At 66.7% G+C, this 22,469-nt stretch carries 19 protein-coding genes and 1 pseudogene; 10 read left to right on the top strand and 10 right to left on the bottom strand.

What is annotated here, in order from left to right; genetic code table 11:
• Positions 1 to 6: 6 nt before the first annotated feature.
• Positions 7 to 1,350 carry an aminodeoxychorismate synthase component I gene (gene pabB, locus BGI51_RS00540; RefSeq protein ID WP_187979992.1) on the bottom strand — a complete coding sequence of 448 codons (1,344 nt, stop codon included), beginning with the start codon at positions 1,348 to 1,350 and terminating at the stop codon, positions 7 to 9.
• A 153-nt stretch (positions 1,351 to 1,503) separates the two neighbouring features.
• On the opposite strand from pabB, the gene BGI51_RS00535 reads away from it, so the two are divergent.
• The 4 genes from BGI51_RS00535 (at position 1,504) to prpD (ending at position 6,023) form a co-directional block, all read left to right on the top strand.
• Positions 1,504 to 2,205, top strand: coding sequence for a GntR family transcriptional regulator (locus tag BGI51_RS00535; protein WP_132831949.1), 702 nt, complete (start codon positions 1,504 to 1,506; stop codon positions 2,203 to 2,205).
• Positions 2,206 to 2,209: 4 nt separating this feature from the next.
• A complete protein-coding gene (prpB, locus tag BGI51_RS00530; RefSeq protein WP_187979991.1) occupies positions 2,210 to 3,097 on the top strand; it encodes a methylisocitrate lyase in 888 nt (295 codons plus the stop codon).
• A 207-nt stretch (positions 3,098 to 3,304) separates the two neighbouring features.
• Positions 3,305 to 4,432 (top strand): bifunctional 2-methylcitrate synthase/citrate synthase, encoded by a 1,128-nt coding sequence (gene prpC / locus BGI51_RS00525; RefSeq protein WP_187979990.1) that lies wholly within the window; start codon positions 3,305 to 3,307, stop codon positions 4,430 to 4,432.
• Between the two features lie 106 nt (positions 4,433 to 4,538).
• On the top strand, positions 4,539 to 6,023 hold the full coding sequence (prpD, locus tag BGI51_RS00520) for a 2-methylcitrate dehydratase (RefSeq protein WP_187979989.1): 1,485 nt from the start codon (positions 4,539 to 4,541) through the stop codon (positions 6,021 to 6,023).
• A gap of 115 nt (positions 6,024 to 6,138) precedes the next feature.
• Here prpD and BGI51_RS00515 read toward each other — a convergent pair whose 3' ends face one another.
• The 5 genes from BGI51_RS00515 to BGI51_RS00495 all read right to left on the bottom strand — a co-directional run bounded on the left by BGI51_RS00515 (position 6,139) and on the right by BGI51_RS00495 (position 11,755).
• Positions 6,139 to 6,468, bottom strand: coding sequence for a hypothetical protein (locus BGI51_RS00515; RefSeq protein ID WP_187979988.1), 330 nt, complete (start codon positions 6,466 to 6,468; stop codon positions 6,139 to 6,141).
• 26 nt (positions 6,469 to 6,494) lie between these two features.
• A complete protein-coding gene (locus BGI51_RS00510; protein ID WP_187979987.1) occupies positions 6,495 to 8,090 on the bottom strand; it encodes an isocitrate lyase in 1,596 nt (531 codons plus the stop codon).
• Between the two features lie 595 nt (positions 8,091 to 8,685).
• Positions 8,686 to 10,719 (bottom strand): methyl-accepting chemotaxis protein, encoded by a 2,034-nt coding sequence (locus tag BGI51_RS23735; RefSeq protein ID WP_187979986.1) that lies wholly within the window; start codon positions 10,717 to 10,719, stop codon positions 8,686 to 8,688.
• Positions 10,720 to 10,923: 204 nt separating this feature from the next.
• On the bottom strand, positions 10,924 to 11,379 hold the full coding sequence (locus BGI51_RS00500; RefSeq protein WP_187979985.1) for a GFA family protein: 456 nt from the start codon (positions 11,377 to 11,379) through the stop codon (positions 10,924 to 10,926).
• A 94-nt stretch (positions 11,380 to 11,473) separates the two neighbouring features.
• A complete protein-coding gene (locus BGI51_RS00495) occupies positions 11,474 to 11,755 on the bottom strand; it encodes a peptidylprolyl isomerase (protein ID WP_133862742.1) in 282 nt (93 codons plus the stop codon).
• 153 nt (positions 11,756 to 11,908) lie between these two features.
• Here BGI51_RS00495 and BGI51_RS00490 point away from each other — a divergent pair, with 153 nt between their 5' ends.
• Positions 11,909 to 12,757: a CAP domain-containing protein gene (locus BGI51_RS00490; protein WP_187979984.1), complete on the top strand. Its 849-nt coding sequence runs from the start codon at positions 11,909 to 11,911 to the stop codon at positions 12,755 to 12,757.
• A gap of 157 nt (positions 12,758 to 12,914) precedes the next feature.
• Here the strand turns inward: BGI51_RS00490 and BGI51_RS00485 are convergent, their stop codons facing one another.
• Together BGI51_RS00485 and copM are read right to left on the bottom strand one after the other, a co-directional pair.
• A complete protein-coding gene (locus BGI51_RS00485; protein ID WP_178083934.1) occupies positions 12,915 to 13,295 on the bottom strand; it encodes a VOC family protein in 381 nt (126 codons plus the stop codon).
• Positions 13,296 to 13,356: 61 nt separating this feature from the next.
• The gene (gene copM, locus BGI51_RS00480) at positions 13,357 to 13,692 is read right to left on the bottom strand and encodes a CopM family metallochaperone (protein ID WP_187979983.1); all 336 of its coding nucleotides are present in this window, start codon (positions 13,690 to 13,692) and stop codon (positions 13,357 to 13,359) included.
• A gap of 417 nt (positions 13,693 to 14,109) precedes the next feature.
• Here copM and BGI51_RS00475 point away from each other — a divergent pair, with 417 nt between their 5' ends.
• On the top strand, positions 14,110 to 15,300 hold the full coding sequence (locus BGI51_RS00475) for a sugar transporter (protein ID WP_187979982.1): 1,191 nt from the start codon (positions 14,110 to 14,112) through the stop codon (positions 15,298 to 15,300).
• A 157-nt stretch (positions 15,301 to 15,457) separates the two neighbouring features.
• Positions 15,458 to 15,925, top strand: coding sequence for a DUF4442 domain-containing protein (locus BGI51_RS00470; RefSeq protein ID WP_187979981.1), 468 nt, complete (start codon positions 15,458 to 15,460; stop codon positions 15,923 to 15,925).
• A 248-nt stretch (positions 15,926 to 16,173) separates the two neighbouring features.
• Here the strand turns inward: BGI51_RS00470 and BGI51_RS00465 are convergent.
• Positions 16,174 to 18,572, bottom strand: a pseudogene (locus tag BGI51_RS00465) (DEAD/DEAH box helicase).
• 180 nt (positions 18,573 to 18,752) lie between these two features.
• Between BGI51_RS00465 and BGI51_RS00460 the strand changes: the two are divergent.
• The 3 genes from BGI51_RS00460 to BGI51_RS00450 all read left to right on the top strand — a co-directional run bounded on the left by BGI51_RS00460 (position 18,753) and on the right by BGI51_RS00450 (position 21,313).
• Positions 18,753 to 20,114 (top strand): cation:proton antiporter, encoded by a 1,362-nt coding sequence (locus tag BGI51_RS00460; protein ID WP_187979980.1) that lies wholly within the window; start codon positions 18,753 to 18,755, stop codon positions 20,112 to 20,114.
• Between the two features lie 29 nt (positions 20,115 to 20,143).
• Positions 20,144 to 20,770, top strand: a complete 627-nt coding sequence (gene trhA / locus BGI51_RS00455) for a PAQR family membrane homeostasis protein TrhA (protein WP_133863286.1) — start codon at positions 20,144 to 20,146, stop codon at positions 20,768 to 20,770.
• Between the two features lie 144 nt (positions 20,771 to 20,914).
• Complete coding sequence (locus BGI51_RS00450; RefSeq protein ID WP_187979979.1) at positions 20,915 to 21,313, top strand: septal ring lytic transglycosylase RlpA family protein; 399 nt, start codon at positions 20,915 to 20,917, stop codon at positions 21,311 to 21,313.
• Between the two features lie 6 nt (positions 21,314 to 21,319).
• On the opposite strand, the gene BGI51_RS00445 is transcribed toward BGI51_RS00450, so the two are convergent.
• Positions 21,320 to 22,336 carry a GGDEF domain-containing protein gene (locus BGI51_RS00445; RefSeq protein ID WP_187979978.1) on the bottom strand — a complete coding sequence of 339 codons (1,017 nt, stop codon included), beginning with the start codon at positions 22,334 to 22,336 and terminating at the stop codon, positions 21,320 to 21,322.
• Between the last annotated feature and the right edge of the window lie 133 nt (positions 22,337 to 22,469).

Below are 22,469 nucleotides of genomic sequence, written 5' to 3'. Positions count from 1 at the left end.
GCCGGATCAGCTGTGGGTCTCCAGCGTCTCCAGCAGCACCCGCACCTTGGCCAGGGATTCGGCGTATTCGTCGGCCCAGTGGGAATCCATGACGATGCCGCCGCCGCCCCAGCAACTGAGCATGCCGTCTTCGGCAAGTAGGCTGCGGATCAGGATGGAGCTGTCGCTCTCGCCGCGCACGTCCAGATAGAGCAGCGAGCCGCAGTAGGGGCCGCGGCGGGTTTCCTCCAGCTCGTCGATGATCTGCATGGCGCGGATCTTCGGCGCGCCGGTGATGGAGCCACCGGGAAAGCTGCCGGCCAGGAGGTCGAGGGCGTCCAGGCCCGTGGCCAATTCGCCGGTGACGGCGCTGACCAGGTGATGGACGTTGGGATAGCTCTCCAGGGCGAACAACTCGGGCACCCGCACCGAGCCGATGCGGCAACTGCGCCCCAGGTCGTTGCGCAGCAGGTCGACGATCATCAGGTTCTCGGCGCGATCCTTGGGGCTGGCCAGCAGCGCGCGGGCTTCGCCGGCATCGGCGGCCGGGTCGGCGCGGCGCGGGCGAGTACCCTTGATCGGGCGGGTTTCCACCTGGCCACGGCTCACCCGCAGGAAACGCTCCGGCGAATGGCTGAGCAGGGCGCCGCGCTCCAGTGCCAGATAGCCGGAGAAGGGCGTCGGGCAGGCCGCGCGCAGGGCCTGGTAGGCGGTCCAGGGCGAACCCTGGAAGGGCGCGCGAAAGCGCTGGGCGAAGTTGACCTGATAGCAGTCGCCGGCGGCGATATAGGCCTGGATGGCCTCGATGCGCTGGCGATAGGTGGGCTGGTCGATGTCGGCGGCGAAGGGGGCGGTCAGCCGGAAGCCCTCGGCCCTGGGCGCCGCCCCGGTGTCGAACAGGGCGATCAGTCGCTGGCGTTCCCCGGCGTCCAGCGCCGGATGGCAGACCAGTTGGCTGGTGCGGGCCTGGTGATCGCTGACCAGCGCCCAGGCATGGAGGCCCAGGCGCGCATCGGGCAATGCCAGGTCGGCGCGGGCGCCCGCGGGCAGGCGCTCCAGGCGCCGGCCGAAGTCGTAGCCGAGATAGCCCAGCAGGCCACCGGCGAAGGGCAGGTCCGCACCAGCCGGCAGGTCGGCGCGACCCAGGCTGGCCAGGGCCGCGCGCGTCCGCGTGAAGAAGGCCTGGCCCGTTTCACCGGCAGCGGGCTGCAGCACCTGCAGCGGCCAGGCCGCCATGAGGTCGTAGCGACCCCGCTCGGCAAGCGGCCGCCCTGAATCCAGCAGCACCGCGCCGGGTTCGCCCTGCAGCAGGGTGAAACGCACCGTGGGATCGGCGTGGTAGGGCAGGGGATGCAGGTGGCAGAGGGGCATGGCGAAATCGGCTGGGAGGGACGGCGCGCTAGTGTAGCGAACCGCCTCTGGCGGAGCGAGATACAGGCTGTCACAGCCGGATTGTCGACAAATATTGACTGATAAGGCGTTCAGGCGTAGTTATTCAGCCCATAAACACAAAAGGTGTCGACAATGATCGATAGCCCCCTCCAGGCCGAAGCGCCCGAGACCGACAGCGGGACCCTCTCCGAGCAGGTGTTCCGGCGGATCCGCGAGGCCATCGTCCGTGGCGATGTGGCGCCGGGTAGCAAGATTTCCGAGCCGGAGCTGGCCCGCACCTATGGCATCAGCCGCGGACCGCTGCGCGAAGCCATCCACCGGCTGGAAGGCCAGCGCCTGGTGGTGCGGGTGCCCCATGCCGGCGCCCGGGTCGCCGCCCTGAGCCTGGCCGAACTGGTCGAACTCTACGAAATCCGCGAATCCCTCGAAGGCATGGCCTGCCGCCTGGCGGCCGAACGCCTCACGCCCCAGGGCATCGACGAATTGCGCCAGTTGCTGGACACCCACGAGCGCGACCCGGCGTTCCAGGCCGGCACCGGCTACTACCTGCAGGAAGGCGACCACGACTTCCACTACCGCATCATCCAGGCCAGCGGCAACGGCATGCTGGTGCGGCTGCTCTGCGGCGAGCTCTATCATCTGGTGCGCATGTATCGGCTCAAGGTCTCCGCCACTCCCAATCGACCGCGCCAGGCCTTCGCCGAGCACCATCGCATCCTCGATGCCCTGGCCGAGGGCGATGGCGAACTGGCCGAGCTGCTGATGCGCCGCCACATCGCCGCTTCCAAGCGCAATCTGCAGCACCATCCCCTAGTCCAAGATCAGTCGAGGTAACGCCATGCCTGCCGTCAGTCCCGGCCAGAAATTCCGCGCCGCCGTCGCCGCCGAACGCCCGCTGCAGGTGGTCGGCACCCTCAACGCCAATCATGCGCTGCTGGCCAGGCACGCCGGCTTCCAGGCCGTCTACCTGTCCGGCGGCGGCGTCGCGGCCGGCTCCCTGGGGCTGCCGGACCTGGGCATCAGCGGCCTGGAAGACGTGCTGATCGACGTCCGCCGCATCACCGATGTCTGCGACCTGCCATTGCTGGTGGATGTCGACACCGGCTTCGGTGCCTCGGCCTTCAACGTGGCGCGCACCACCCGCGCCCTGATCAAGGCCGGCGCGGCGGCCATGCACATCGAGGATCAGGTGGGCGCCAAGCGTTGCGGCCATCGGCCGGGCAAGGAAATCGTCAGCCAGCAGGAGATGGTCGATCGCATCAAGGCGGCGGTGGATGCCCGCACCGATCCCGACTTCGTCATCATGGCGCGCACCGACGCCCTGGCGGTGGAGGGCCTGCAGGCCGCCATCGACCGCGCCTGCGCATGCGTCGAGGCCGGCGCCGACATGATCTTTCCCGAGGCCATCACCGAGCTGCCCATGTACCGCCAGTTCGCCCAGGCGGTAGAGGTGCCGATCCTGGCCAACATCACAGAGTTCGGTGCTACGCCGCTGTTCACCACCGAGCAACTGGCCGGCGCCGACGTGAGCCTGGTGCTCTATCCGCTGTCGGCCTTCCGCGCGGCCAATCGCGCCGCCGAGAACGTCTATACGGCGATCCGCCGCGACGGCAGCCAGCAGGCAGTGGTCGACACCATGCAGACCCGCGCCGAGCTCTATGACCGCATCGACTATCACAGGTATGAGGACCAGTTGGATCGCCTGTTCCAGCAGCAGAAATCCTAACGATCTGCTGCGCGTCGGCCAAACTGCGTTGGAAGTGGCCTGGGTCGCCAGCCCGGTCGGAATGCTCATTTACCACTCGTAAACTCGAGCGCGAGTCCGATCCGCTTCCTCAGCCACTTCCGCCTTGTTTGTCGCTAGCTCGCGAGATCGTAAAGAAAGCTTTGAACGCCCGCTTTTTCGCACAACAACTCCAAGAGGAGCGAGACGATGGCAGACAGCAAAACCCTCGGCGGCGCCGGCCTGCGTGGCCAGGTCGCCGGCCGCACCGCGCTTTGCACCGTCGGCAAGACCGGCGCCGGCCTCACCTACCGGGGCTATGACATCCGTGAACTGGCGGCAGGAGCCGACTTCGAGGAAGTCGCCCACCTGTTGCTCTATGGCGAATTGCCCACTCAGGCGCAACTGGACGCCTATCGCCAGCGCCTGGCGGCGTTGCGCGACCTGCCGCAGCCGCTCAAGGAAGGCCTGGAGCGCATTCCCGCCAGTGCCCACCCCATGGATGTGATGCGCACCGGCGCCTCCTTGCTCGGCACCCTGGAGCCGGAGCACAGCTTCGCCGACCAGCAGCAGGTGGCCGATCGCCTGCTCGGCGCCTTTCCGGCGATCCTGCTCTACTGGTATCACTTCAGTCAGCGCGGCACTCGTATCGACTGCAGCAGTGACGCCCCGGACATCGCCAGCCACTTCCTCACCCTGCTGCACGGCAAGGCACCCAGCGATCTGCATGCCCGGGTGATGAACGTCTCGCTGATCCTCTATGCCGAGCACGAATTCAACGCCTCCACCTTTACCGCCCGGGTCTGCGCCTCGACGCTGTCCGACCTCTATTCCTGCGTCACCGGCGCCATCGGCTCCCTGCGCGGCCCACTGCATGGCGGCGCCAACGAGGCGGCCATGGCGCTGATCGAACGCTTCGCCTCGCCCGAGGAAGCGGTCACCGGCCTCAAGCAGATGCTCGAACGCAAGGAAAAGGTGATGGGCTTCGGCCACGCCATCTACCGCGACAGCGATCCGCGCAACGAGGTGATCAAGGACTACGCCCGGCAACTGGCGGCGGAGGCGGGCGACAGCGTGCTGTTCCCGGTCTCGGAGGCCATCGACCGCACCATGAAGGAAGAGAAGGGGCTGTTCCCCAACGCCGACTTCTACCATGCCTCGGCCTATCACTTCCTCGGTATCCCGACGCTGCTGTTCACGCCGATCTTCGTCTGCTCGCGCACGGCCGGCTGGTGCGCCCACGTCTTCGAGCAGCGCGCCGACAACCGCATCATCCGCCCCAGCGCGGACTACATCGGTGTCGAGCAGCGGGCCTTCACGCCCATCGCCAATCGCTGAATATCTCTGATCGCGGCCATGGGCCGCTCCTGCGGGAGCGCCTACGGCTGCCAATCCCCTGTACGAGCGGCCCATGGCCGCGATAGACGCGATATAAGGAAAATTCATGAGCGCCAACGTCGATCTCAACAACCGACCCGATTACGACCAGGTCATCCAGGACCTGGCCGATTACGTGCTGACCTACCAGGTCACCTCCCGCGAGGCCCTGGACACCGCCCGCAACTGCCTGATGGACACCCTCGGCTGCGGCCTGCTGTCCCTGCGCTTCCCCGAGTGCACCAAGCTGCTCGGCCCGCAGGTGGAGGGCACCGTGGTGCCCCAGGGCGCGCGAGTGCCGGGCACCAGCTATCGCCTGGACCCGGTTAAGGCGGCCTGGGACATCGGCTGCATCATTCGCTGGCTGGACTACAACGACACCTGGCTGGCCGCCGAGTGGGGCCATCCTTCCGACAACCTCGGTGCCATCCTGGCGGTGGCCGACCACCTCTCCCAGCGCCGCGTGGCCCAGGGCGAAGCCCCCCTGACCATGCGCCAGGTGCTGGAAGCCATGGTCATGGCCCACGAGATCCAGGGCGTCTTCGCCCTGGAAAACTCCTTCAACCGTGTCGGTCTCGACCACGTCTTCCTGGTCAAGCTGGCCTCCACCGCGGTCAGCGCCAAGCTGATGGGCGCCAACCGCGAGCAACTGCTGGCGGCGCTCTCCCACGCCTTCGTCGATGGCCAGGCGCTGCGCACCTATCGCCATGCGCCCAATGCCGGCAGCCGCAAGTCCTGGGCCGCCGGTGACGCCTCCAGCCGCGGCGTGCGCCTGGCCGACATCGCCCTGCGCGGCGAGATGGGCATTCCCGGCGTGCTCAGCGCACCCCAGTGGGGCTTCTACGACGTGCTCTTCAGCCACACCAACAAGGACCTGGCCACCAAGCCGGCCGACCAGCGCCAGTTCAGCTTTCCCCAGGCCTTTGGCAGCTACGTGATGGAACACGTACTGTTCAAGATCAGCTTCCCGGCGGAATTCCATGCCCAGACCGCCGCCGAAGCCGCAGTGATCCTGCATCCCCAGGTGCGCGATCGCGTCGATCAGATCGAGAAGATCGTGGTGACCACCCACGAATCGGCCATCCGTATCATCTCCAAGCAGGGCCCCATGGCCAATGCCGCCGATCGCGACCACTGCCTGCAGTACATGATCGCCGTACCGCTGCTGTTCGGCGACCTGGTCGCCGAGCATTACGAGGATGCCTTCCACCAGGCCCATCCGCGCATCGACCAGCTGCGCGAGAAGATGGAGATCGTCGAGGACGAGCGCTACAGCCGCGAGTACCTGGAAGCCGACAAGCGTTCCATCGCCAACGCCCTGCAGGTGTTCTTCACCGACGGCAGCAGCACCGAGAAGATCGCCGTGGAATATCCCATCGGTCATCGCCGTCGCCGCGAGGAGGGCATTCCGCTGCTGGAGCGCAAATTCCAGAGCAACCTGGCGACGCGCTTCCCGGCCGCTCGCTGCGCCCAGATCTTCGAGCTGTGCAAGGACCAGGCGGGACTGGAAGCCACTCCGGTGCATCGCTTCGTCGATCTGTTCGTTCTATGAAGAGAAGAGGTGACTCGCATGGCCCTGCAGGGCCATGCAGGATCAGGCGAGTCACCTCATAGGTGGGGCAGGGCGCGCCGGGTGGTCAATCACCCGGCGCGCCCTTTTTTCATGGCTAGCAGTAGCGATCCACATAGGCCGGCTGCTGCTGCCGACCGGCCAGGCGCCAGTGCTCCTGCAGGGCGGCGTGGACGCTCCTGATGAAGTTGTCGTCCGCCGCGGCCGACTTGCCGACGTAGCCGCCGCCCTTGTTGTAGGTCTTGAAGCGGATGCGCAGGCTGGGATGGCGCTCCTCGAACTGCTCGGGCGTCTCGCCGCCGGGCAGGCGGTCGACGTGCACCGCGCCGCTCTCGCAGACCCAGAGGATGTGGGTGTGGTTCTTGTCCTTGAGCCGGCCGAACAGTTGCTTGAGATCGTCCAGGCTGGGGTTGTCGTTCAGGTTCATGAGCGTGTCCTCCGCAGTGGCCGTGATCAATGGAACTGGTTCATGGTGTTGTCCTTGCCCGCCGCCTTGAGCGCGGCCTCCCCGGCAAAGTATTCCTTGTGGTCGTCGCCCATGTCCGAGCCGGCCATGTTCTGGTGCTTGACGCAGGCGATGCCCTGGCGGATCTCCTGGCGCTGCACGCCCTTGACGTAGGCCAGCATGCCTTCCTCGGCGAAGTAGCCCTTGGCCAGGTTGTCGGTGGACAGGGCCGCGGTGTGGTAGGTGGGCAGGGTGATCAGGTGGTGGAAGATGCCCGCTTCCCGCGCCGCATCGCGCTGGAAGCTCTGGATCCGCGCATCGGCCAGACGCCCCAGTTCGGTGTCGTCGTAGTCCACGCTCATCAGCTTGGCGCGGTCGTAGGCGGACACGTCCTTGCCTTCGGCCTGCAGGGCGTCGAACACCTGCTGACGGAAACTCAGGGTCCAGTTGAAGGAGGGGCTGTTGTTGTAGACCAGCTTGGCGTTGGGCACGACTTCGCGGATGCGGTCGACCATGGCCTTGATCTGGCCGACGTGGGGCTTCTCGGTCTCGATCCACAGCAGGTCGGCGCCGTTCTGCAGCGAGGTGATGCAGTCCAGCACCACCCGGTCCACGCCGCTGCCGGCACGGAACTGGAACAGGCCGCTGGCCAGACGCTTGGGCCGCAGCAGCTTGCCGCCGCGGCTGATCAGGACGTCGCCGTTGCCCAGCTGGCTGGCATCCACCTCATCGCAGTCGAGGAAGCCGTTGTACTGGTCGCCCAGATCGCCCGGCTGCTTGCTCACGGCGATCTGCTTGGTCAGGCCGGCGCCCAGGGAATCGGTACGGGCGACGATGACGCCCTCGTCCACGCCCAGCTCCAGAAAGGCGTAGCGCACCGCGTTGATCTTGGCCAGGAAGTCCTCGTGGGGCACCGTGACCTTGCCGTCCTGGTGACCGCACTGCTTCTCGTCGGAGACCTGGTTTTCCAGCTGGATGCAGCAGGCGCCGGCCTCGATCATCTTCTTGGCCAGCAGGTAGGTGGCCTCGGCGTTGCCAAAGCCGGCGTCGATGTCGGCGATGATCGGCACGACGTGGGTCTCGTAGTTGTCGATCTTCGCCTGGATGGCGGCGGCCTTGGCGTTCTCGTCGGCGGCGCGGGCGGCGTCCAGGTCGCGGAACAGCATGGCCAGCTCGCGGGCGTCGGCTTGGCGCAGGAAGGTGTAGAGCTCTTCGATCAGCGCCGGCACGCTGGTCTTCTCGTGCATGGATTGATCCGGCAGCGGGCCGAATTCCGAACGCAGCGCGGCGATCATCCAGCCCGACAGATAGAGGTAGCGGCCTTTCGTGCTGCCCAGGTGCTTCTTGATGGCGATCAGCTTCTGCTGCCCGATGAAACCGTGCCAGCAGCCCAGCGACTGGGTGTAGGCGCTGCTGTCGGCGTCGTAGGCGGCCATGTCCCGGCGCATGATGGCCGCGCAGTGGCGGGCGATGTCGAGACCGGTCTTGAAGCGATTCTGCAGGCGCATCCTCGCTGCGTATTCCGGATTGATGGCGCTCCAGTGATTGCCGGTGCTGTTCTTGAGGGCGGCGATGGCCTGAACGTCGTTCTCGTAAGCGGACATGAGTCGATCCTTCTCGATGAGGTTGGCTTGGGTACCAGTCTTTTCCCAACGTCCGGCAGCGGGATGGCGGTTGCCATCCGGATGCCGGTCGCGAAGGCGAAAGGTCAGCCCAGCTGTCGAGTCATGTCGCCGTACGTACCTGCATGGATCCGGACGTCACCTCTGGCGACGCTGCCTCGAGCAGCGCGGCATTTCAGTCGTCTTCTTTTGTAGTGCCTCTTGAGCATCACTACGCAAGACGGCCCGAGGGTCACCCGGAGCCCAGGCGCGACCCGCATGGATAGGGGGTTCGCGTCCGGTGCAGCTAGAGATTTGCAGGAGATCAGGCCGTCGTCAATCGGGTTTTGTAGTGCTTTCGTATAGTCACTACAAAAGTCGTAGACGCGGCCGTGAGTGGGTTTGGGGCGTCTATTGCTGACTCATGGGTCGCTGGCAGGGGCAAAATGGGAGTGCAAGCCACGGCGCTGGCCGTGACCCTGCGGTCACTCGGAAGGTGATCCGACGCCCACCGGTATCTGCCCCTGGTGAGGGGCAGCTACGGGGGCGGCGGGTGCGACTGGCCGGTCAGTGCCGACGAACGGTAAGTCCCTGCGGCCTAGGATGACGTGGCGGCGGTGAGGCCGGTGAGGGTATCGGCGATGTCCTTGGTACGATGGGAGGTCTGGGCGGTGAGCCGCCCGGATTCGCGCAGGACGGCGAGCAACTCCTGCAGCGAGCCCACGTCCTCGGCCTGGCCGGCGATATGGGCGCCGACCTCGCTGATGGCGCGGGACAGCTGGTCGATGTCGGCGCCGATCTCGGCGGCGTTCTTGTGAGTGATGGCCGCCAGGTTGCGCACCTCGTCGGCCACCACCGCGAAGCCGCGACCGCTCTCGCCGGCGCGCGCCGCCTCGATGGCCGCGTTGAGCGCCAGCAGGTTGGTCTGGCCGGCGATCTGCTGGATCACCTGGACGATGGACTGGATGCGCAGACTCGACTGGCTCAGTTCGTTGGCGCTGCGCACCACGTCCTCGGCCTGTTCGGTGAGGTGCTGCACGGTGCTGTCGGCCTGGCGGGTGACCTCGCCCTGCTGCAGGATGTTGCCCGCCAGATCGTCCATGCTGCTGTGCAGTTCGCCGGAGTAGTGCCGCAGCTGTTCGCCGATCTCCTGGCGACTCTGGTGGGCCTGGCGCAGGACCTGACCCAGATCGGCGAGGCCGCCGAACACCGCCTGGATGGAGTCGTCGAGGCCCTGGGCATCCACCACGCCGGTGAAGTTCTGCCGCTTGAATTCGTTGATCTGATTGACCACCACCTGGCTCAGGCCGGCCAGCTTCTTGATCTGCCGGCGCAGGAAGAAGGCCTTGAACTCGCCGTAGTGGGCGGCGAAGTTGTCGACGTAGTCGTCGCGGAAGGGCGCGCCTTCGGGGGTGCGGAAAAAGAACACCGCGGTGAGCGTCTGGTTGAGATTCAGGCCAAGGATCTCGCCAAAGGTGGAGAAGCCCACCACCGGCGTCTGGCCGAACACCTCGCCCATGCGCGGCAGCTCGGCGCCATTGTTGGCGCGGCGCAGGATGCAGTCGTTGAGCACGCCCACCAGCGGGGTGCCGCTCTTGCCCTGCAGGAAACGCGCGAAGTCCTGGCGGGTGGTGTCCACCAGCGAGGTGCGCTTGACCATCACCAGCTCCTCACCGGGCGCCACGTCGCAGAACAGGTGGATGCGCTCGCGCGCGTAGTCGATGCGGGCGATGGAGCGGACGAACAGCTCCTCGCCCACGCGGATGGCGAAGGAATAATCCGCCAGGCGCTGCTCCAGCTGTTCGGCGCGGCAGCTCAGGGCCTCGCAGAGGGCCGCCACCATGCTCTTGATCTGGCCACGACTGTCGACCACCTGGCTGATGTAGCGCTCTTCCAGCGAGGCGGTGAGGACACTGAGGCTGAGCGGCGTGGCGCTGAAATTCTGGCTCTTGAAGACCCCGAAGCGGGTGTTCCTGGCCATCTTCAGAAAGACCAGCTGGGCATGATTTTCATAGGCCTGGCGGCCATCGTGCAGCAGCGTCTGGCGGAAGTCGCCCTTGCCGCCGGCGGAGCCGCCGACGAACAGGCAGGGGAAGCGGCCGGACTCGTACAGTGCCTCCATGAAGAAGGATTCCGAGGCGGACAGGCCGTCGAACAGCACGAAGGCCAGGGTATCGCGGTGATCGATGGGCGTGCGCACCTGCAGGCGCTTGAGCGACTCGGTCAGGCGGGCGAGGCGTTCCTTCATGCTGCGCCGCGGTCCGCGGCGGCGGATGTCCTCGCTGTCCAGCGGCACGTGCACCACCTCGGCCGAGGCGATGACCGAGGCGTCGAAGAATTGCAGCACCAGCCGGTCCCAGGCGCCGTCGGCGGCGCAATACAGGCGCTGCTCGCTGCCGCAGAGTTCGCCGGAGGTGGTGCACAGGCTGATGGACGCCGCGGGGAAGCGTCCGGCCAGTTGCCGGGCGATGGCGTCCAGGTCCAGGTGCGGCGAGACGAAGCCGGCGATGTAGGTGGGCTTGAGGGCGACGCCGCCGAGGCGGTCGCCTAATTCGCGAGCGGAGCAGGTCAGGCTGAACACGCCGCTACCGCCCTGGCGGGCACGCGCGCCGAAGCGTTGCAGAAACCCCATGATTGTTCCTCTTGTCTGGCAGGCTGGGAAAGGGAGCTCACCCAGGCATCGGCGCGTTTGGCGGCGGCTTGATAGGGGTGTGCGTCCAGGCCGCAGGCTCGCGGGCAAGAGGGCTCGGGGGTGGGGAAGGGAAGGGGGCTCTGGCACGAGCCTTGGCGCGCTAAGCGCCGTGCCCGGAGGCGCCCGGGGTCAGGCGACCAGCGGTCATGGCTGGCGCCCGGAGTCGAGCCCGGGCCGCGAGTCCCGGCTGTCGTGCTCGGCCAAGGCTTCGGCCCCGGTCAGCTGGCGGCGCGAGTGCGTGAAGCAGTACCAGGCCGGCTGTTCCTCGATGAAGATCTCGCTGTCCAGCACCCAGTCCGCGCCCTCGAGCAGGCCGACCGGAATGGCGTAGTGCGGCTCGGCCTTGAGGCGGTAGAACAGGTGGGTGCCGCAGTGGCGACAGAAGCCGCGCTCGGCCCAGGCGGACGAGGCATGGACGGTCAGGGCGTCGCCGCCACCGATCACCGGCGGGTGGGCGCATTCCACCGCCAGCAACGGGCCACCGCCCCAGCGGCGACAGGTCCGGCAATGGCAGGCGGAAACGGCGAGGGTATCGAGGCGACAGTCCAGCTGAACAGCGCCGCACAGGCACTGGCCGTGACGTTCCAGGGGCAGGGACAAGGCGCTATCCTCAGGAGGCAGGAAGTCTGCAGGATAGCCGGTTGGAGGCAGGGCGGGGAGGGTGCTCCCGCCGTGAGCGGGAGCACCGGCGCGATCAATCTTCGCGGCTGGTGACTTCCACCAGGTGATAGCCGAACTGGGTCTTTACCGGACCCTGGACCTGGTGCAGCGGCGCGCTGAACACCACGGTGTCGAATTCCTTGACCATCTGGCCCGGGCGGAAGGTGCCCAGGTCGCCGCCCTGGCGGCTGGAGGGGCAGCTGGAGTTGTCCTTGGCCACCTGGGCGAAGTCGGCGCCCCCTTCGATGGCGGCTTTGAGTTCGTTGCACTTGGCTTCGTCGGAAACCAGGATGTGGCGGGCAGAGGCTTTGGCCATGGGAGAGACTCCTGTTGAATGAGCCGGCGAGCCTACCCCAATCACCCTTGCAAGCAAACTGCCATCCGTTCCTCGGTTGGCCCGTCGCCTGGCTTGCGCCTCGGGTTCAGGCCGGGTACATAGCGCTTCCCTGTTTTCCGGATCCGCTCGCGCATGCCTCGTCTATCTGTCTTTTCCCTGTTGCTGACTACCGGCCTGCTGGCCCAGGCCGCCCTGGCCGCGACGCCCGAGGAGGCGCGGCTGGTCAGCCTGATCAACGCCTATCGCGCCGCGCCCCAGGGCTGTCCCGGCACCCGCGCCGCGGCGCCCCTCACCGCTGACGGTCGCCTGGCGGCGGTGCGCCTGACCGGTCGTGATCGGCTGCAGAGCGATCTGCGCGCTGCGGGTTATCAGGCGTCCGCGGTGCAGGTGATCATGCTGGCAGGCGCGCCTACTGCCCAGGCGGCCATGGCCGGGCTGCGCCAGCAGTATTGCCGACCGCTGGCCAGCAGTGACTATGCGCAGATCGGGGTAAGCCAGCAGGGACCGCGCTGGCAACTGGTGCTGGCGCGGCCGGTGGTGAGCGCCGGCCTGGGCGACTGGCAGACCGCCGGCAAGGCGGTGCTCGCCGAGGTCAATCGCGCCCGGGCCCAGGCGCGCACCTGCGGCACCCGCCGCTTCGCCGCCACCACGCCGTTGCGCTGGAATCCGGCGCTGGCCAATGCCGCCCTGGCCCACAGCCAGGACATGGCCGGGCGCGACTACTTCTCCCACACCGCCCCCGGTGGCGGCACCGTGGCCGAACGGGTAGCCAGGCAGGGTTACGGCTGGACCCGCATCGGCGAAAACATCGCTGCCGGCGCCGGTTCGGTCACCCAGGCGATGCAGGGCTGGCTGGCGAGTCCGGGCCACTGCGCCAATCTGATGAATCCGGAATTCACCGAAATGGGCGCGGCCTATGCCCTGAATCCGCGCAGCACCCACAGCCTCTACTGGACCCAGGTGTTTGGCCGGCCGCGCTAGGCGCTGTACGAAAAGTGCCTGCACTCGGTGATGCGTCGTTGAAAAAGCCTTCGGAATGCTCGTTTACCATTCGTAAACTCGGTCGCGAGCCCGGTCCGCTTCCTCAGGCTTCTTTTCGCCTCGCCTGACCTTCGCTCGGCGACCTTTCGCGCAGCGCCTAGGTCGGGTATTCGGCGATCTCGATCAGGTTGAGGTCGGGATCGCGCACATAGACCGAGCGAATCGGTCCGGTGGCGCCGGTGCGCGCCACCGGGCCTTCGATGATCGGCCAGCCTTCGTGCTGCAGATGGGCGATCACTCGCTCCAGCGGCTCACGGGCGATGAAGCAGAGGTCGAGGGCGCCCGGCACCGGCAGGTGGGCCTTGGGTTCGAATTCGTGCCCCCGCTCGTGCAGATTGATCTTCTGATTGCCATAGCGCAGCGCCTTGCGCCCCGCGCCGAATGTCTCCAGGCGCATACCCAGCACCCGGGTGTAGAAATCCTCGCAGGCGGCGAGGTCCGTGGTGGTCAGGACCAGATGGTCCAGATGGTCGATCAGCATGGCGGTCTCCGCGTCGGGACGGGTAGCTCACTGTGCCAGTCCCGGGCGCGGCGCACCATCACTTGGCGTGGGCCTTGATCCAGCGGTTGAGCTGGTCGATTTCCTTCTGCTGGGCCTGGATGATGTCCTCGGCCAGCTTGCGCATCTCCGGGTCCTTGCCGTGCTGGAGCTGGTAGCGAGCCATGTCGACCGCGCCCTCGTGGTGGGCCAGCATGCCCTTGGCGAAGGCCAGGTCCGGGTCCTTGGCCTTGAGGCCTTCTTCCATGCCTTGGTGCATGGTCTCCATGCTCTTCTGCATGTCCTGGTGGGCCGGATGCTGGGCCTCGGCGGCCTGGGCGACGCCGCCCGCCAGCAAGGTGAGGGCGAGCAGGGTGGAGGTAAGGGCAATACGCATGTGCAGAGCTCCTGACTGGGCTGACGACGCCGAGGCTAGAGCTTGCCCCTGGGGCAAGGTCAATGACCCGCTGCCTTTCGCCACCAGCCTGACCCGGGTAAAAGGTTTCGCGATGTTTTGTCGCAGCGACAGGCAGCTGCCAGGCTTGTCCCTGGGCAAAAAAGCCCCGCCGATCAGGCGGTTGGGTATTCTGACCGGCTGCTCGCGGCCGCCAGGCGCAACTGCAGGTGGTTGTGAGGGTCCGAAGCAACAGCGTAGAATTTTTACCACATCCAATTCCAATCCCTACCTACAGCAGACTTCTCGCTCGCGATCAGGCATCGCAGGCGGGTCAAGCCTTTGCTCGTGGGTTTTCGTCGTCGGCTTTCTGCCTGGAAGTCGCTGTCCACCCTTTCGCTCTGGAGTAGAAGACCCCCCATGGATGCTACCGCCGAAGCCCGGAAATCCAGCTGGTCCGGTGTCATCGCCCTGGCCCTGGCCGCCTTCATCTTCAACACCACGGAATTCGTCCCGGTGGCGCTGCTCAGCGACATCGGCCGCAGTTTCGACATGCGTCCGTCGCAGGTCGGGTTGATGCTGACCATCTATGCCTGGGTGGTCGCCCTGATGTCGCTGCCGATGATGCTCGCCACCCGCTCCATCGAGCGGCGCCGCCTGCTGATGTTCGTCTTCATCGTCTTCGTTGCCTGCCACGGCCTCTCCGGAGTGGCCTGGAGCTTCGAGGTGCTGGTGGCCAGCCGCATCGGCATCGCCTTTGCCCATGCGGTGTTCTGGTCGATCACCGCCTCGCTGGCGGTGCGCATCGCCCCGGCCGGCAAGCAGACCCAGGCGCTCGGCCTGCTGGCCACCGGCACCTGCCTGGCCATGGTGCTGGGCATTCCGCTGGGTCGGGTACTGGGCGAGTTGCTCGGCTGGCGCTACACCTTCGTCGCCATCGCGGCGTTGGCGGTGGGTACGGTCCTGTGGCTGGCGCGCAACCTGCCGCTGCTGCCCAGCGAGAACTCCGGTTCCCTGGCCAGCCTGCCGGTGCTGTTCAAGCGCCCGGCGCTGCTGTGCATCTACCTGCTCACTACCCTGGTGGTGACCGCCCACTTCACCGGCTACAGCTACATCGAGCCCTTCGCCGTGGAAGTGGCGGGCATGGGCGGCATGCAGATCACCGCCTTGCTGCTGCTGTTCGGCGGTTCCGGCGTCATAGGTTCGCTGCTGTTCAGCCGCTACAGCCTGAGATTCCCCAATGGCTTCCTGGTCGCGGCCATCGCCGGCATCGCCCTGTCGCTGCTGTTGCTGCTGCCCTTCGCCTGGAAGAGCTTCATGCTGGAAGGGCTGAGCGTGGTCTGGGGCATCGCCATCATGAGTTTCGGCCTGGCGCTGCAATCCAAGGTGCTGGCGCTGGCCAAGGACGCTACCGACGTCGCCATGGCGCTGTTCTCCGGCATCTACAACGTCGGCATCGGCGGCGGCGCCCTGCTCGGCAGCGTGGTGGGGACCCATGTCGGCATGCCCTACATCGGCCTGGTGGGTGGCAGCCTGGCGGTGGCCGGCCTGCTGTTCGCGATCTTCATGACGCGGCGCTACACCGAGCAGCTCAACGCCAATCCGCTGTAAGGCCCGCGGGCGCCTCCTCGACGAGGCGCCCCGGCCACGCGACCCGGGGGTCGCGAACTGTCTGCCGGGCCGCGTCCGCCAGTCGTGGAGCAGCCCGGGACGAAGCGCTAAGCTGCGGACACCTGGCGCTCCGGCCAGGCTGCCGGATGCGCTCGCCATGAATCGACTGCTGTTCAATCTCTTCGTCTGGACCAAGGTGCCCATCGCCAAGATCGCCGGCCTGCGCCTGCGGCACCTGGACGATGCCGGCTGCCAGATGCAGGTCACCCATGGCTGGCTGAATCAGAATCCCTTCAAGAGCATGTTCTGGGCGGTGGAGGGCATGGCGGCGGAATTTTCCACCGGCATCCTCGCCGACCGGCACATTCGCCGTTCCGGCAGCCGCTACGCCATGCTGGTGGTGGCCATGAGCGCGACCTTCAGCAAGAAGGCCGTGGGCACCCTCGTCTTTCGGTGCGACCAAGGCGCGGCCATCGCCGCAGCGCTGGTGCGCGCCCGGGAGACCGGCGAGCCGCAGCAGGTCGAGCTGCGAAGCGTAGGCACCGACGAAAGCGGTGAGCAGGTGTCGGAGTTCTTCTTTACCTGGAGCTTCAAGGCGCGGGTGCCGCTAGGGACGTCCCGGTAGGAGCGACTGTCTTTATCGCGGCCACTCCTATAGGAATATCCGTTTCACGTAGGAGCGGCCCATGGCCGCGATCGGCAGCGTGATCCACGGGCAGGATGCTTCGAGGGGTGGATAAGGCTTCGCCGTTATCCACCCTACGCGGTTGATCGCGGCCATGGGCCGCTCCTACGGTTACCATGGTACCTGTGGCAGGCGGACCGCCATGGCCGCGATTGGTAGCGTGACCCCCCGGTGGCTTTCCGCGCCGCCTAACGCCCGAAGCGCCCACTGCGCCGCTCGCCCCGTCCCTGGCGGCGCTCGCCCTTGCCTTTGCCCTGACCCTTTTCCTGGCCGCGTGGCCGCCGCCGGCGCGACAACTCCCGGGTGATGGCGTCGTTGAGCAGGTCGCGATGGTCCTGGCCGCGTTCCAGCGCCGGAAACAGCTCGGGCAGGCTGCGCGACAGGTGCAGATAGGTCTCCACCACGTGCAGGGCGCTTTCCAGCCCGGCGAGATCGGTGCCCATGGGGATGCGCGGCAGGTCCACCGGCTCGCCACGGGCGACGCTGCGCAGCCAGCGCTGGGCCTGGCCGCTGGCCGGGCCTTCCAGGCCGCCGCGGATCGGCGTGCAGGCGAAGATCCAGCGCAGCTGGAAATCGACGCCGGGCAGGTCGATCAGCTTGATCCACTCGGCCAGCTCGTCGGGCAGTACCGAGACGAAGGCGTCGCCATAGTTGATGTTGCGATTGAAGGTCAGCCAGGTGCGCAGCAGGCTGGGCTCTTCCATGAACTCGGACAGCGCGCGCAGGTGCTCCAGACTCGGCCGCACCTGGAACTGGTGCAGGTCAACCGGATCGTCCGGACTGTGGAACAGCCGCTTGATATTGCGCAGCACATGGGGCTCCAGCGCGGTGATCTCGCCTTCGGCATGGTGACCGAAGCGCCCGGCGCGCCCGCCGATCTGCTTGACCTCCTGCACCCGCAGTGGACGATTCTCCACCCCGTCGAATTTCTCATCGGTGTAGAAGCACAGGGTGTGGGCCGGCAGGTTGAGGCCCATGCCCACCGCATCGGTGGCGACCATGATCTCGGTCTCGCCTTCGCGGAAGCGGCGTGCCTGCTCCCGGCGCACTTCCGGCGAGAGGGCGCCGTAGACCACCGAGACCCGGCGGCCGGCCATCTCCAGCAGGCCCTTGAGTTCCAGCACCACTCGCCGGCTGAAGGCCACCAGCAGCGAACCCGGTTCCAGGCGTTCCAGGGTGGTGGCGTGGCGCGCCACCGTGACCGGTGACAGGCGCTTGGTAGGCTTGATCTCCAGACGGTCCTCGCACAGGGCGCTGAGGGTGCGCAGCGAGGGTTCGATCAGCGCCGGACCGGTCATCAGCAGGCGTTTGGTGTGGGCACTGACCAGGGCATCGACCCAGGCCCAGCCGCGCTGCGGATCGGCCAGCATCTGCACCTCGTCGACCACCACCACCTCCCACTGCTGGCGGCGGAAGCGGGCGAATTCCTCGACGGTGCAGCAGAAGTGGGTGGCGCCCGGACGGATGATCTCCTCCTCGCCGGTGACCAGCGAGCAGGGTACGCCGAGGGATTCCAGGCGCTCCTGGTTTTCCAGGGCCATCAGCCGCAGCGGCGAGAGGTAGATGGCATGGGTCACCGCCGCCATGGCCTCGATGGATCTGTGGGTCTTGCCGCTGTTGGTGGGGCCGAGCAGAGCGGTCCAGGTGCGGGTCAGCCGCCGGGCCGGATAGTTCTGGTGGTACTGGCCGAAGCGCGGGTTGTTTTCCAGCAGCACGGCGAAGGCCATCTTCTCGCGCTGCTGGGCCACCGCATGGCGCAGGGCGCGGCGCAGCTTGTCGGCTTCCAGGCGCATCAGCTCCTGCAGACGCGGCGTGCCCAGCTGGTGCAGGTCGAAGTCCAGGGCGTCGGCTTCGCCCACCAGCACGGCGAAACGCTCGCGCAGGTCCCTCTCGGCTTCGGCCCTGAGCGCGGCGACATCGGCAGCGCCGAGCAGGCGGCCCTGGTTGGCCGCCAGCCGCCGGGGATCTCCAGGCGAATATCATCGTGGGTCAGGACCACGTTGAATCTCAGTTCGTGGCGCGTCTCGTTGAGCACCTCCACCGCCCGCGGCAGGAAGTCGTCCAGACGGATCAGCGCCTGGGGCACCCGCTCCAGCACCCGCTGGCGATCCTCGTCGGCCATCTCGGCGAAGGGCACCGCCAGGAGGCCCAGACGCTCGCGCACAGCATCACCCAGGCGCTCGCTGACCGCGGCGGCGAAGGCTTCGGCGCAAGCGCTGTCAGTCAGATTGAGCGCCCAGTGGGGTTCGAGCAATTCGCTTGCCGCGCCGCCGGTAAAGAGCTTTTCACTGCCGAAGACATCCACCGCATAGCCGAAGGTCTTGCCGGCACTGAGCAGCGCCTTGCCCAGCAGGCTGTCGGGATCGGGCGCGCTGCCTGCAGCAACCGCGGCGGTTTCGTCCAGACCCAGCCAGAAGGCCTTGGCGATCCGCCCCAGGTGCGGCAGGGGATAACCCGAATAGGGCTTGAACCAGAGTTCCTGGTGCTGTTGCCTGGCGACGAAGTCGGGATGGGTGCGGCCGGCCCAGTCGAGGAAGCGCTGCAGGCGTTCGAGGCGGCGTTGCTTGCGGAGGCGGTGATCGCTCATGCGAGGAGAGATTTTCCTTGGGGACTATAGGGCATGGGACCCCGGCGATGGGCACGGGGTCACGGCTGCGCGCGCCATTCGGCAGATAGGGGGCACCGTGGCTGCGTTTGCGCAGTCTCCATCACAAGGGTGGCGTTCGCCACCCGCTCTCCTTCTTCTGTTCTGGATCACGCTACCCACATGACATTTCTCGTCTGGGTCGGGGTATTGGGATCGCTGTTGATGATCCTGGCCCTGACATCCGCTTATCTGCGCTGGCTGCCGGTCACCACCTCGGTGGTCTGTCTGGCCTTCGGCATGCTCATCAGTCCCATCGGCCTGGGGCTCGCCGAGGTCAACTTCCAGGAGTCGGCGACCTGGATCGGCCACCTCACCGAGGTGGCCGTGCTTTTCTCACTGTTCGTCAGCGGCCTCAAGCTGCGCCTGTCCTTTCATCGCTCCTCCTGGCACGGCGCCTACCTGCTGGCCGGGCCGGTGATGATCCTCAGCATCGCCGGGGTTTGCCTGGTGGCCCACTATCTGCTCGGCCTGCCCTGGGGCGTGGCCCTGCTGATCGGCGCCATCCTCGCACCCACCGATCCGGTGCTGGCCGGGCTGGTGCAGGTCAACCATGCCCAGGATTTCGACCGGGTGCGCTTCGGTCTCTCCGGCGAGGCGGGTCTCAACGACGGCACCGCCTTTCCCTTCGTGCTGCTCGGCCTGCTGCTCCTGCAGCACGGCGAACTGCAGTGGGGCTGGACCCTGGAGTGGTTCCTCAAGAATGTGGTCTGGGGCGTGCCGGCGGGCCTGCTGCTGGGCTATTTCATGGGCAAGGGGGTCGGACGGCTGATGATCTTCCTGCGCACCCGGCATGGCGACAGCACCATCTCGCCCAATGACTTTCTCGCCCTGGCGCTGATCGCCCTGTCCTATGTGCTGGCCGACGAGATCGGCGCCTTCGGCTTTCTCTCGGTGTTCGCCGCCGGCCTGGGCCTGCGCCAGGCCGAGGTGCAGACCTCCGGCCATGCGGAAGTGCCTTCCGAGCACCTGGCGCAGCCGGTAATCGGTCATCTCACCGGCGCGCCGGAGCGCGCCACCGTCGCCAGCGCGGAGGACATCGAAGAGCCGCGGATGGCGGCCGGGGTGATGATGGGTGACATGCTCGCCTTCGGCAGCCTGGTGGAGCGCTCCTTCGAGGTGCTGCTGGTGACCCTGCTCGGAGTGGTGCTGATCACCCACTGGGACAGCCGCGCGCTGCTGCTGGGCGCCTTGCTGTTCGTGGTTATCCGCCCGCTGGGCGTGGCCACCATGCTGCCCTTCACGCGCATCGATCGCCACCAGGGTGCGCTGATCGGCTGGTTCGGCATCCGTGGCATCGGTAGCCTGTATTATCTGTGCTACGCGCTCACGCATCACGTCACGGCCGACTGGGCCGGGACCATCGTCGACCTGACCCTGTCGGTGGTGGCCTTGAGCATCGCGGTCCACGGGATTTCCATCCAGCCGCTGCTCGACCGCTACGAGCGCCTCACTGCCCGTCGCGAGGGCTCGGCGAGACCCTGAGCCCGTTTGCGACCCATACCGGAGGACGCATGTATCACGGCGAACGTCTCAATGCCTGGACCCATCTGGTCGGCGCCCTGCTGGCCCTGGCCGGCGCCATCACCCTGGTGGTGCTGGCCAGCCTGCAGGGCGATCCCTGGCGCATCGTCAGCGTGGCCATCTACGGAGTCGCGCTGGTGATCCTCTACAGCGTCTCGACCCTCTACCACAGCGTGAAGGGGCGCGCGAAACGCCTGCTGCAGAAGCTCGATCACCTGTCGATCTATCTGCTGATCGCCGGCAGCTACACGCCGTTCTGCCTGGTCACCCTGCGCGGGCCCTGGGGCTGGACGCTGTTCGGCATCGTCTGGGGCCTGGCGCTGATCGGCATGGCGCAGGAGCTCAAGCCGCGCTCGGAGGCGCGCATCCTGTCGCTGGTGATCTACGCCGTCATGGGCTGGATCGTGCTGGTGGCGGTGGGACCGCTGCTGGATCGCCTGGGCGGTGAAGGCTTCGCCTGGCTGGCGGCCGGCGGCGTGCTCTATACCGTGGGCATCCTGTTCTTCGTCTTCGACGATCGCTTCCGCCACTGGCATGGCATCTGGCATGGCTTCGTCATGGCCGGAAGCGCGCTGCACTTCGTCGCCATTCTCAGGTACGTGCTACCGGCGCCCTAGGGCGGTCTTGAGGCGCTCGTCACAGATAGGATGGCCGCTGGCCATCCCTGGCGAACCTCCGGGGGACGCCCGGGTTCAGAGCTAGCTGAACCCGATCCCCGAGCGTTGCTTTCCCGAAAACGAAGAAAAAGAGGAAGGTGAAACGTGTTCATCCGTCCCAGATCCCTCGTATTGCTCCTGTTGCTCGCCTGCAGCGCCTGCCAGGAAAAGGATGCCAAGACCGTCGCCGCGCCAATCAAGAAGGAAGCCAGCTTCGAACAGCGCGGCAAGGCCTCCTTCTATGCGCGCAAATTCCATGGCAAGGAAACCGCCAGTGGCGAGACCTTCAACAACAACGAGCTGGTCGCCGCTCACAAGACCCTGCCGCTTGGCACCCGGGTCAAGGTGACCAACCTGGAAAACGATCGCGCCGTGGTGGTGCGCATCAACGACCGCGGCCCCTATATCCGCGGCCGCATCATCGATCTTTCGCGCGCCGCTGCCCGGCGGGTGGACATGGTCGACGACGGCACCACCGCGGTGAAGGTGGAAAAGCTGGAGTAGCGACCCTCAACGGATCCAGACGGTCTGGTCCTTGCCCTGACGCTTGGCCCGATAGAGCCCTTCGTCCGCCTGGCGCAGCAATTCGTTCAGCGACAGCTCCGGCGTGAGCTGTAGCGCCCCGGCACTGAAGCGGATACCCAGGGGCTCGGCTTCAGCCAGGCGCCTGCGCAGGGTTTCCAGCAGCTGACTGACCCGCGCCTCGTCGAGGTCGCGGATCAGCAGCCCGAATTCCTCGCCGCCCAGCCGGCCGCCTTGCAACCGCGGATCGAGTTGATCGAGTTGCCGCGCCGTGGCGAACAGCACCTGGTCACCGACCTGATGGCCGTGGCGGTCGTTGATCTCCTTGAAGTTGTCGATGTCGAGCATGACGAAATGCCTGGGCGCCTGCCCGCTCTCGCCGCGGGCCGCGTCGACCCGCTCGAGGAGCTTGCGGCGGTTGGCGATTCCGGTGAGTTCATCGGTCTCCGCGAGAATCCGATAGCGCTCCTTGAGAATGAAGGTCCGCCGCATCCACTGGCTGTTGGCGTGGTTGTAGGCGATGCCGATGGCCAGGGTGGCGCCTACCAGCAAACCGACCAGTTGCACCGGCATGGCGGCGGGTATCAGCTGGGCCTGACCGGCGAAGAGGATGAAGGCGGCGCCGGCGAGGGTGGTCAGGTAGTGGGAGAGGCGATAGGTCAGGCCGCAGGTGCCCAGCACGACGACGATGGCGATGGGGAGATTCCAGTAGTGACCCAGGGCGCCGCCATCCTGGATCTGGATGCGAAAGGCGAGGATGAGCGCCCAGATGTTGCCCGTGAAGGTCAGACTCATCATGCGCGCGCTGCGCGCCACGCTGAGCAGGGCGCTGATCCCCAGCAACAGCAGCATCAGCGCGAAATAGCGCGCCTTGTAGGGACTGCCGATCAGCGGATTGCTCCACAGACTCAGCGGCCACATCGCCAGCATCAGGGGCTGCAACACCAGCAGGGGCGTGCGCAGCACCCGGCGGACATGCTGTTCATAGCGAATATCGTCGTCCATCGACATCTCGGAAAGGGGTAGGGCCGCTGGACGATGGCAAATCGGCCGATGGCTCGGCCAGGGTGCGTCACTGTAATGGCTAAGTGCTAGCGCTTCCAAGTAGGGCAGGGGTGCTATTGCCCGCCTTAGAGCG

The sequence above is a fragment of the Pseudomonas oryzihabitans genome, assembly GCF_014522265.1.
GTDB lineage: Bacteria > Pseudomonadota > Gammaproteobacteria > Pseudomonadales > Pseudomonadaceae > Chryseomonas > Chryseomonas aestiva.
The sequence above is the reverse complement of the archived record's forward strand: the minus strand, read 5'-3'. Positions and strand labels throughout refer to the sequence as shown.

Coding starts and splice junctions, on each gene's coding strand:
- trhA (WP_133863286.1), top strand. CDS start 20,144: ATGTATCACGGCGAACGTCTCAATGCCTGGACCCATCTGGTCGGCGCC.
- BGI51_RS00445 (WP_187979978.1), bottom strand. CDS start 22,336: ATGGACGACGATATTCGCTATGAACAGCATGTCCGCCGGGTGCTGCGC.
- BGI51_RS23735 (WP_187979986.1), bottom strand. CDS start 10,719: ATGGGGTTTCTGCAACGCTTCGGCGCGCGTGCCCGCCAGGGCGGTAGC.
- prpD (WP_187979989.1), top strand. CDS start 4,539: ATGAGCGCCAACGTCGATCTCAACAACCGACCCGATTACGACCAGGTC.
- BGI51_RS00495 (WP_133862742.1), bottom strand. CDS start 11,755: ATGGCCAAAGCCTCTGCCCGCCACATCCTGGTTTCCGACGAAGCCAAG.
- copM (WP_187979983.1), bottom strand. CDS start 13,692: ATGCGTATTGCCCTTACCTCCACCCTGCTCGCCCTCACCTTGCTGGCG.
- BGI51_RS00515 (WP_187979988.1), bottom strand. CDS start 6,468: ATGAACCTGAACGACAACCCCAGCCTGGACGATCTCAAGCAACTGTTC.
- BGI51_RS00490 (WP_187979984.1), top strand. CDS start 11,909: ATGCCTCGTCTATCTGTCTTTTCCCTGTTGCTGACTACCGGCCTGCTG.
- BGI51_RS00470 (WP_187979981.1), top strand. CDS start 15,458: ATGAATCGACTGCTGTTCAATCTCTTCGTCTGGACCAAGGTGCCCATC.
- BGI51_RS00460 (WP_187979980.1), top strand. CDS start 18,753: ATGACATTTCTCGTCTGGGTCGGGGTATTGGGATCGCTGTTGATGATC.
- prpC (WP_187979990.1), top strand. CDS start 3,305: ATGGCAGACAGCAAAACCCTCGGCGGCGCCGGCCTGCGTGGCCAGGTC.
- BGI51_RS00475 (WP_187979982.1), top strand. CDS start 14,110: ATGGATGCTACCGCCGAAGCCCGGAAATCCAGCTGGTCCGGTGTCATC.
- pabB (WP_187979992.1), bottom strand. CDS start 1,350: ATGCCCCTCTGCCACCTGCATCCCCTGCCCTACCACGCCGATCCCACG.
- BGI51_RS00535 (WP_132831949.1), top strand. CDS start 1,504: ATGATCGATAGCCCCCTCCAGGCCGAAGCGCCCGAGACCGACAGCGGG.
- BGI51_RS00510 (WP_187979987.1), bottom strand. CDS start 8,090: ATGTCCGCTTACGAGAACGACGTTCAGGCCATCGCCGCCCTCAAGAAC.
- prpB (WP_187979991.1), top strand. CDS start 2,210: ATGCCTGCCGTCAGTCCCGGCCAGAAATTCCGCGCCGCCGTCGCCGCC.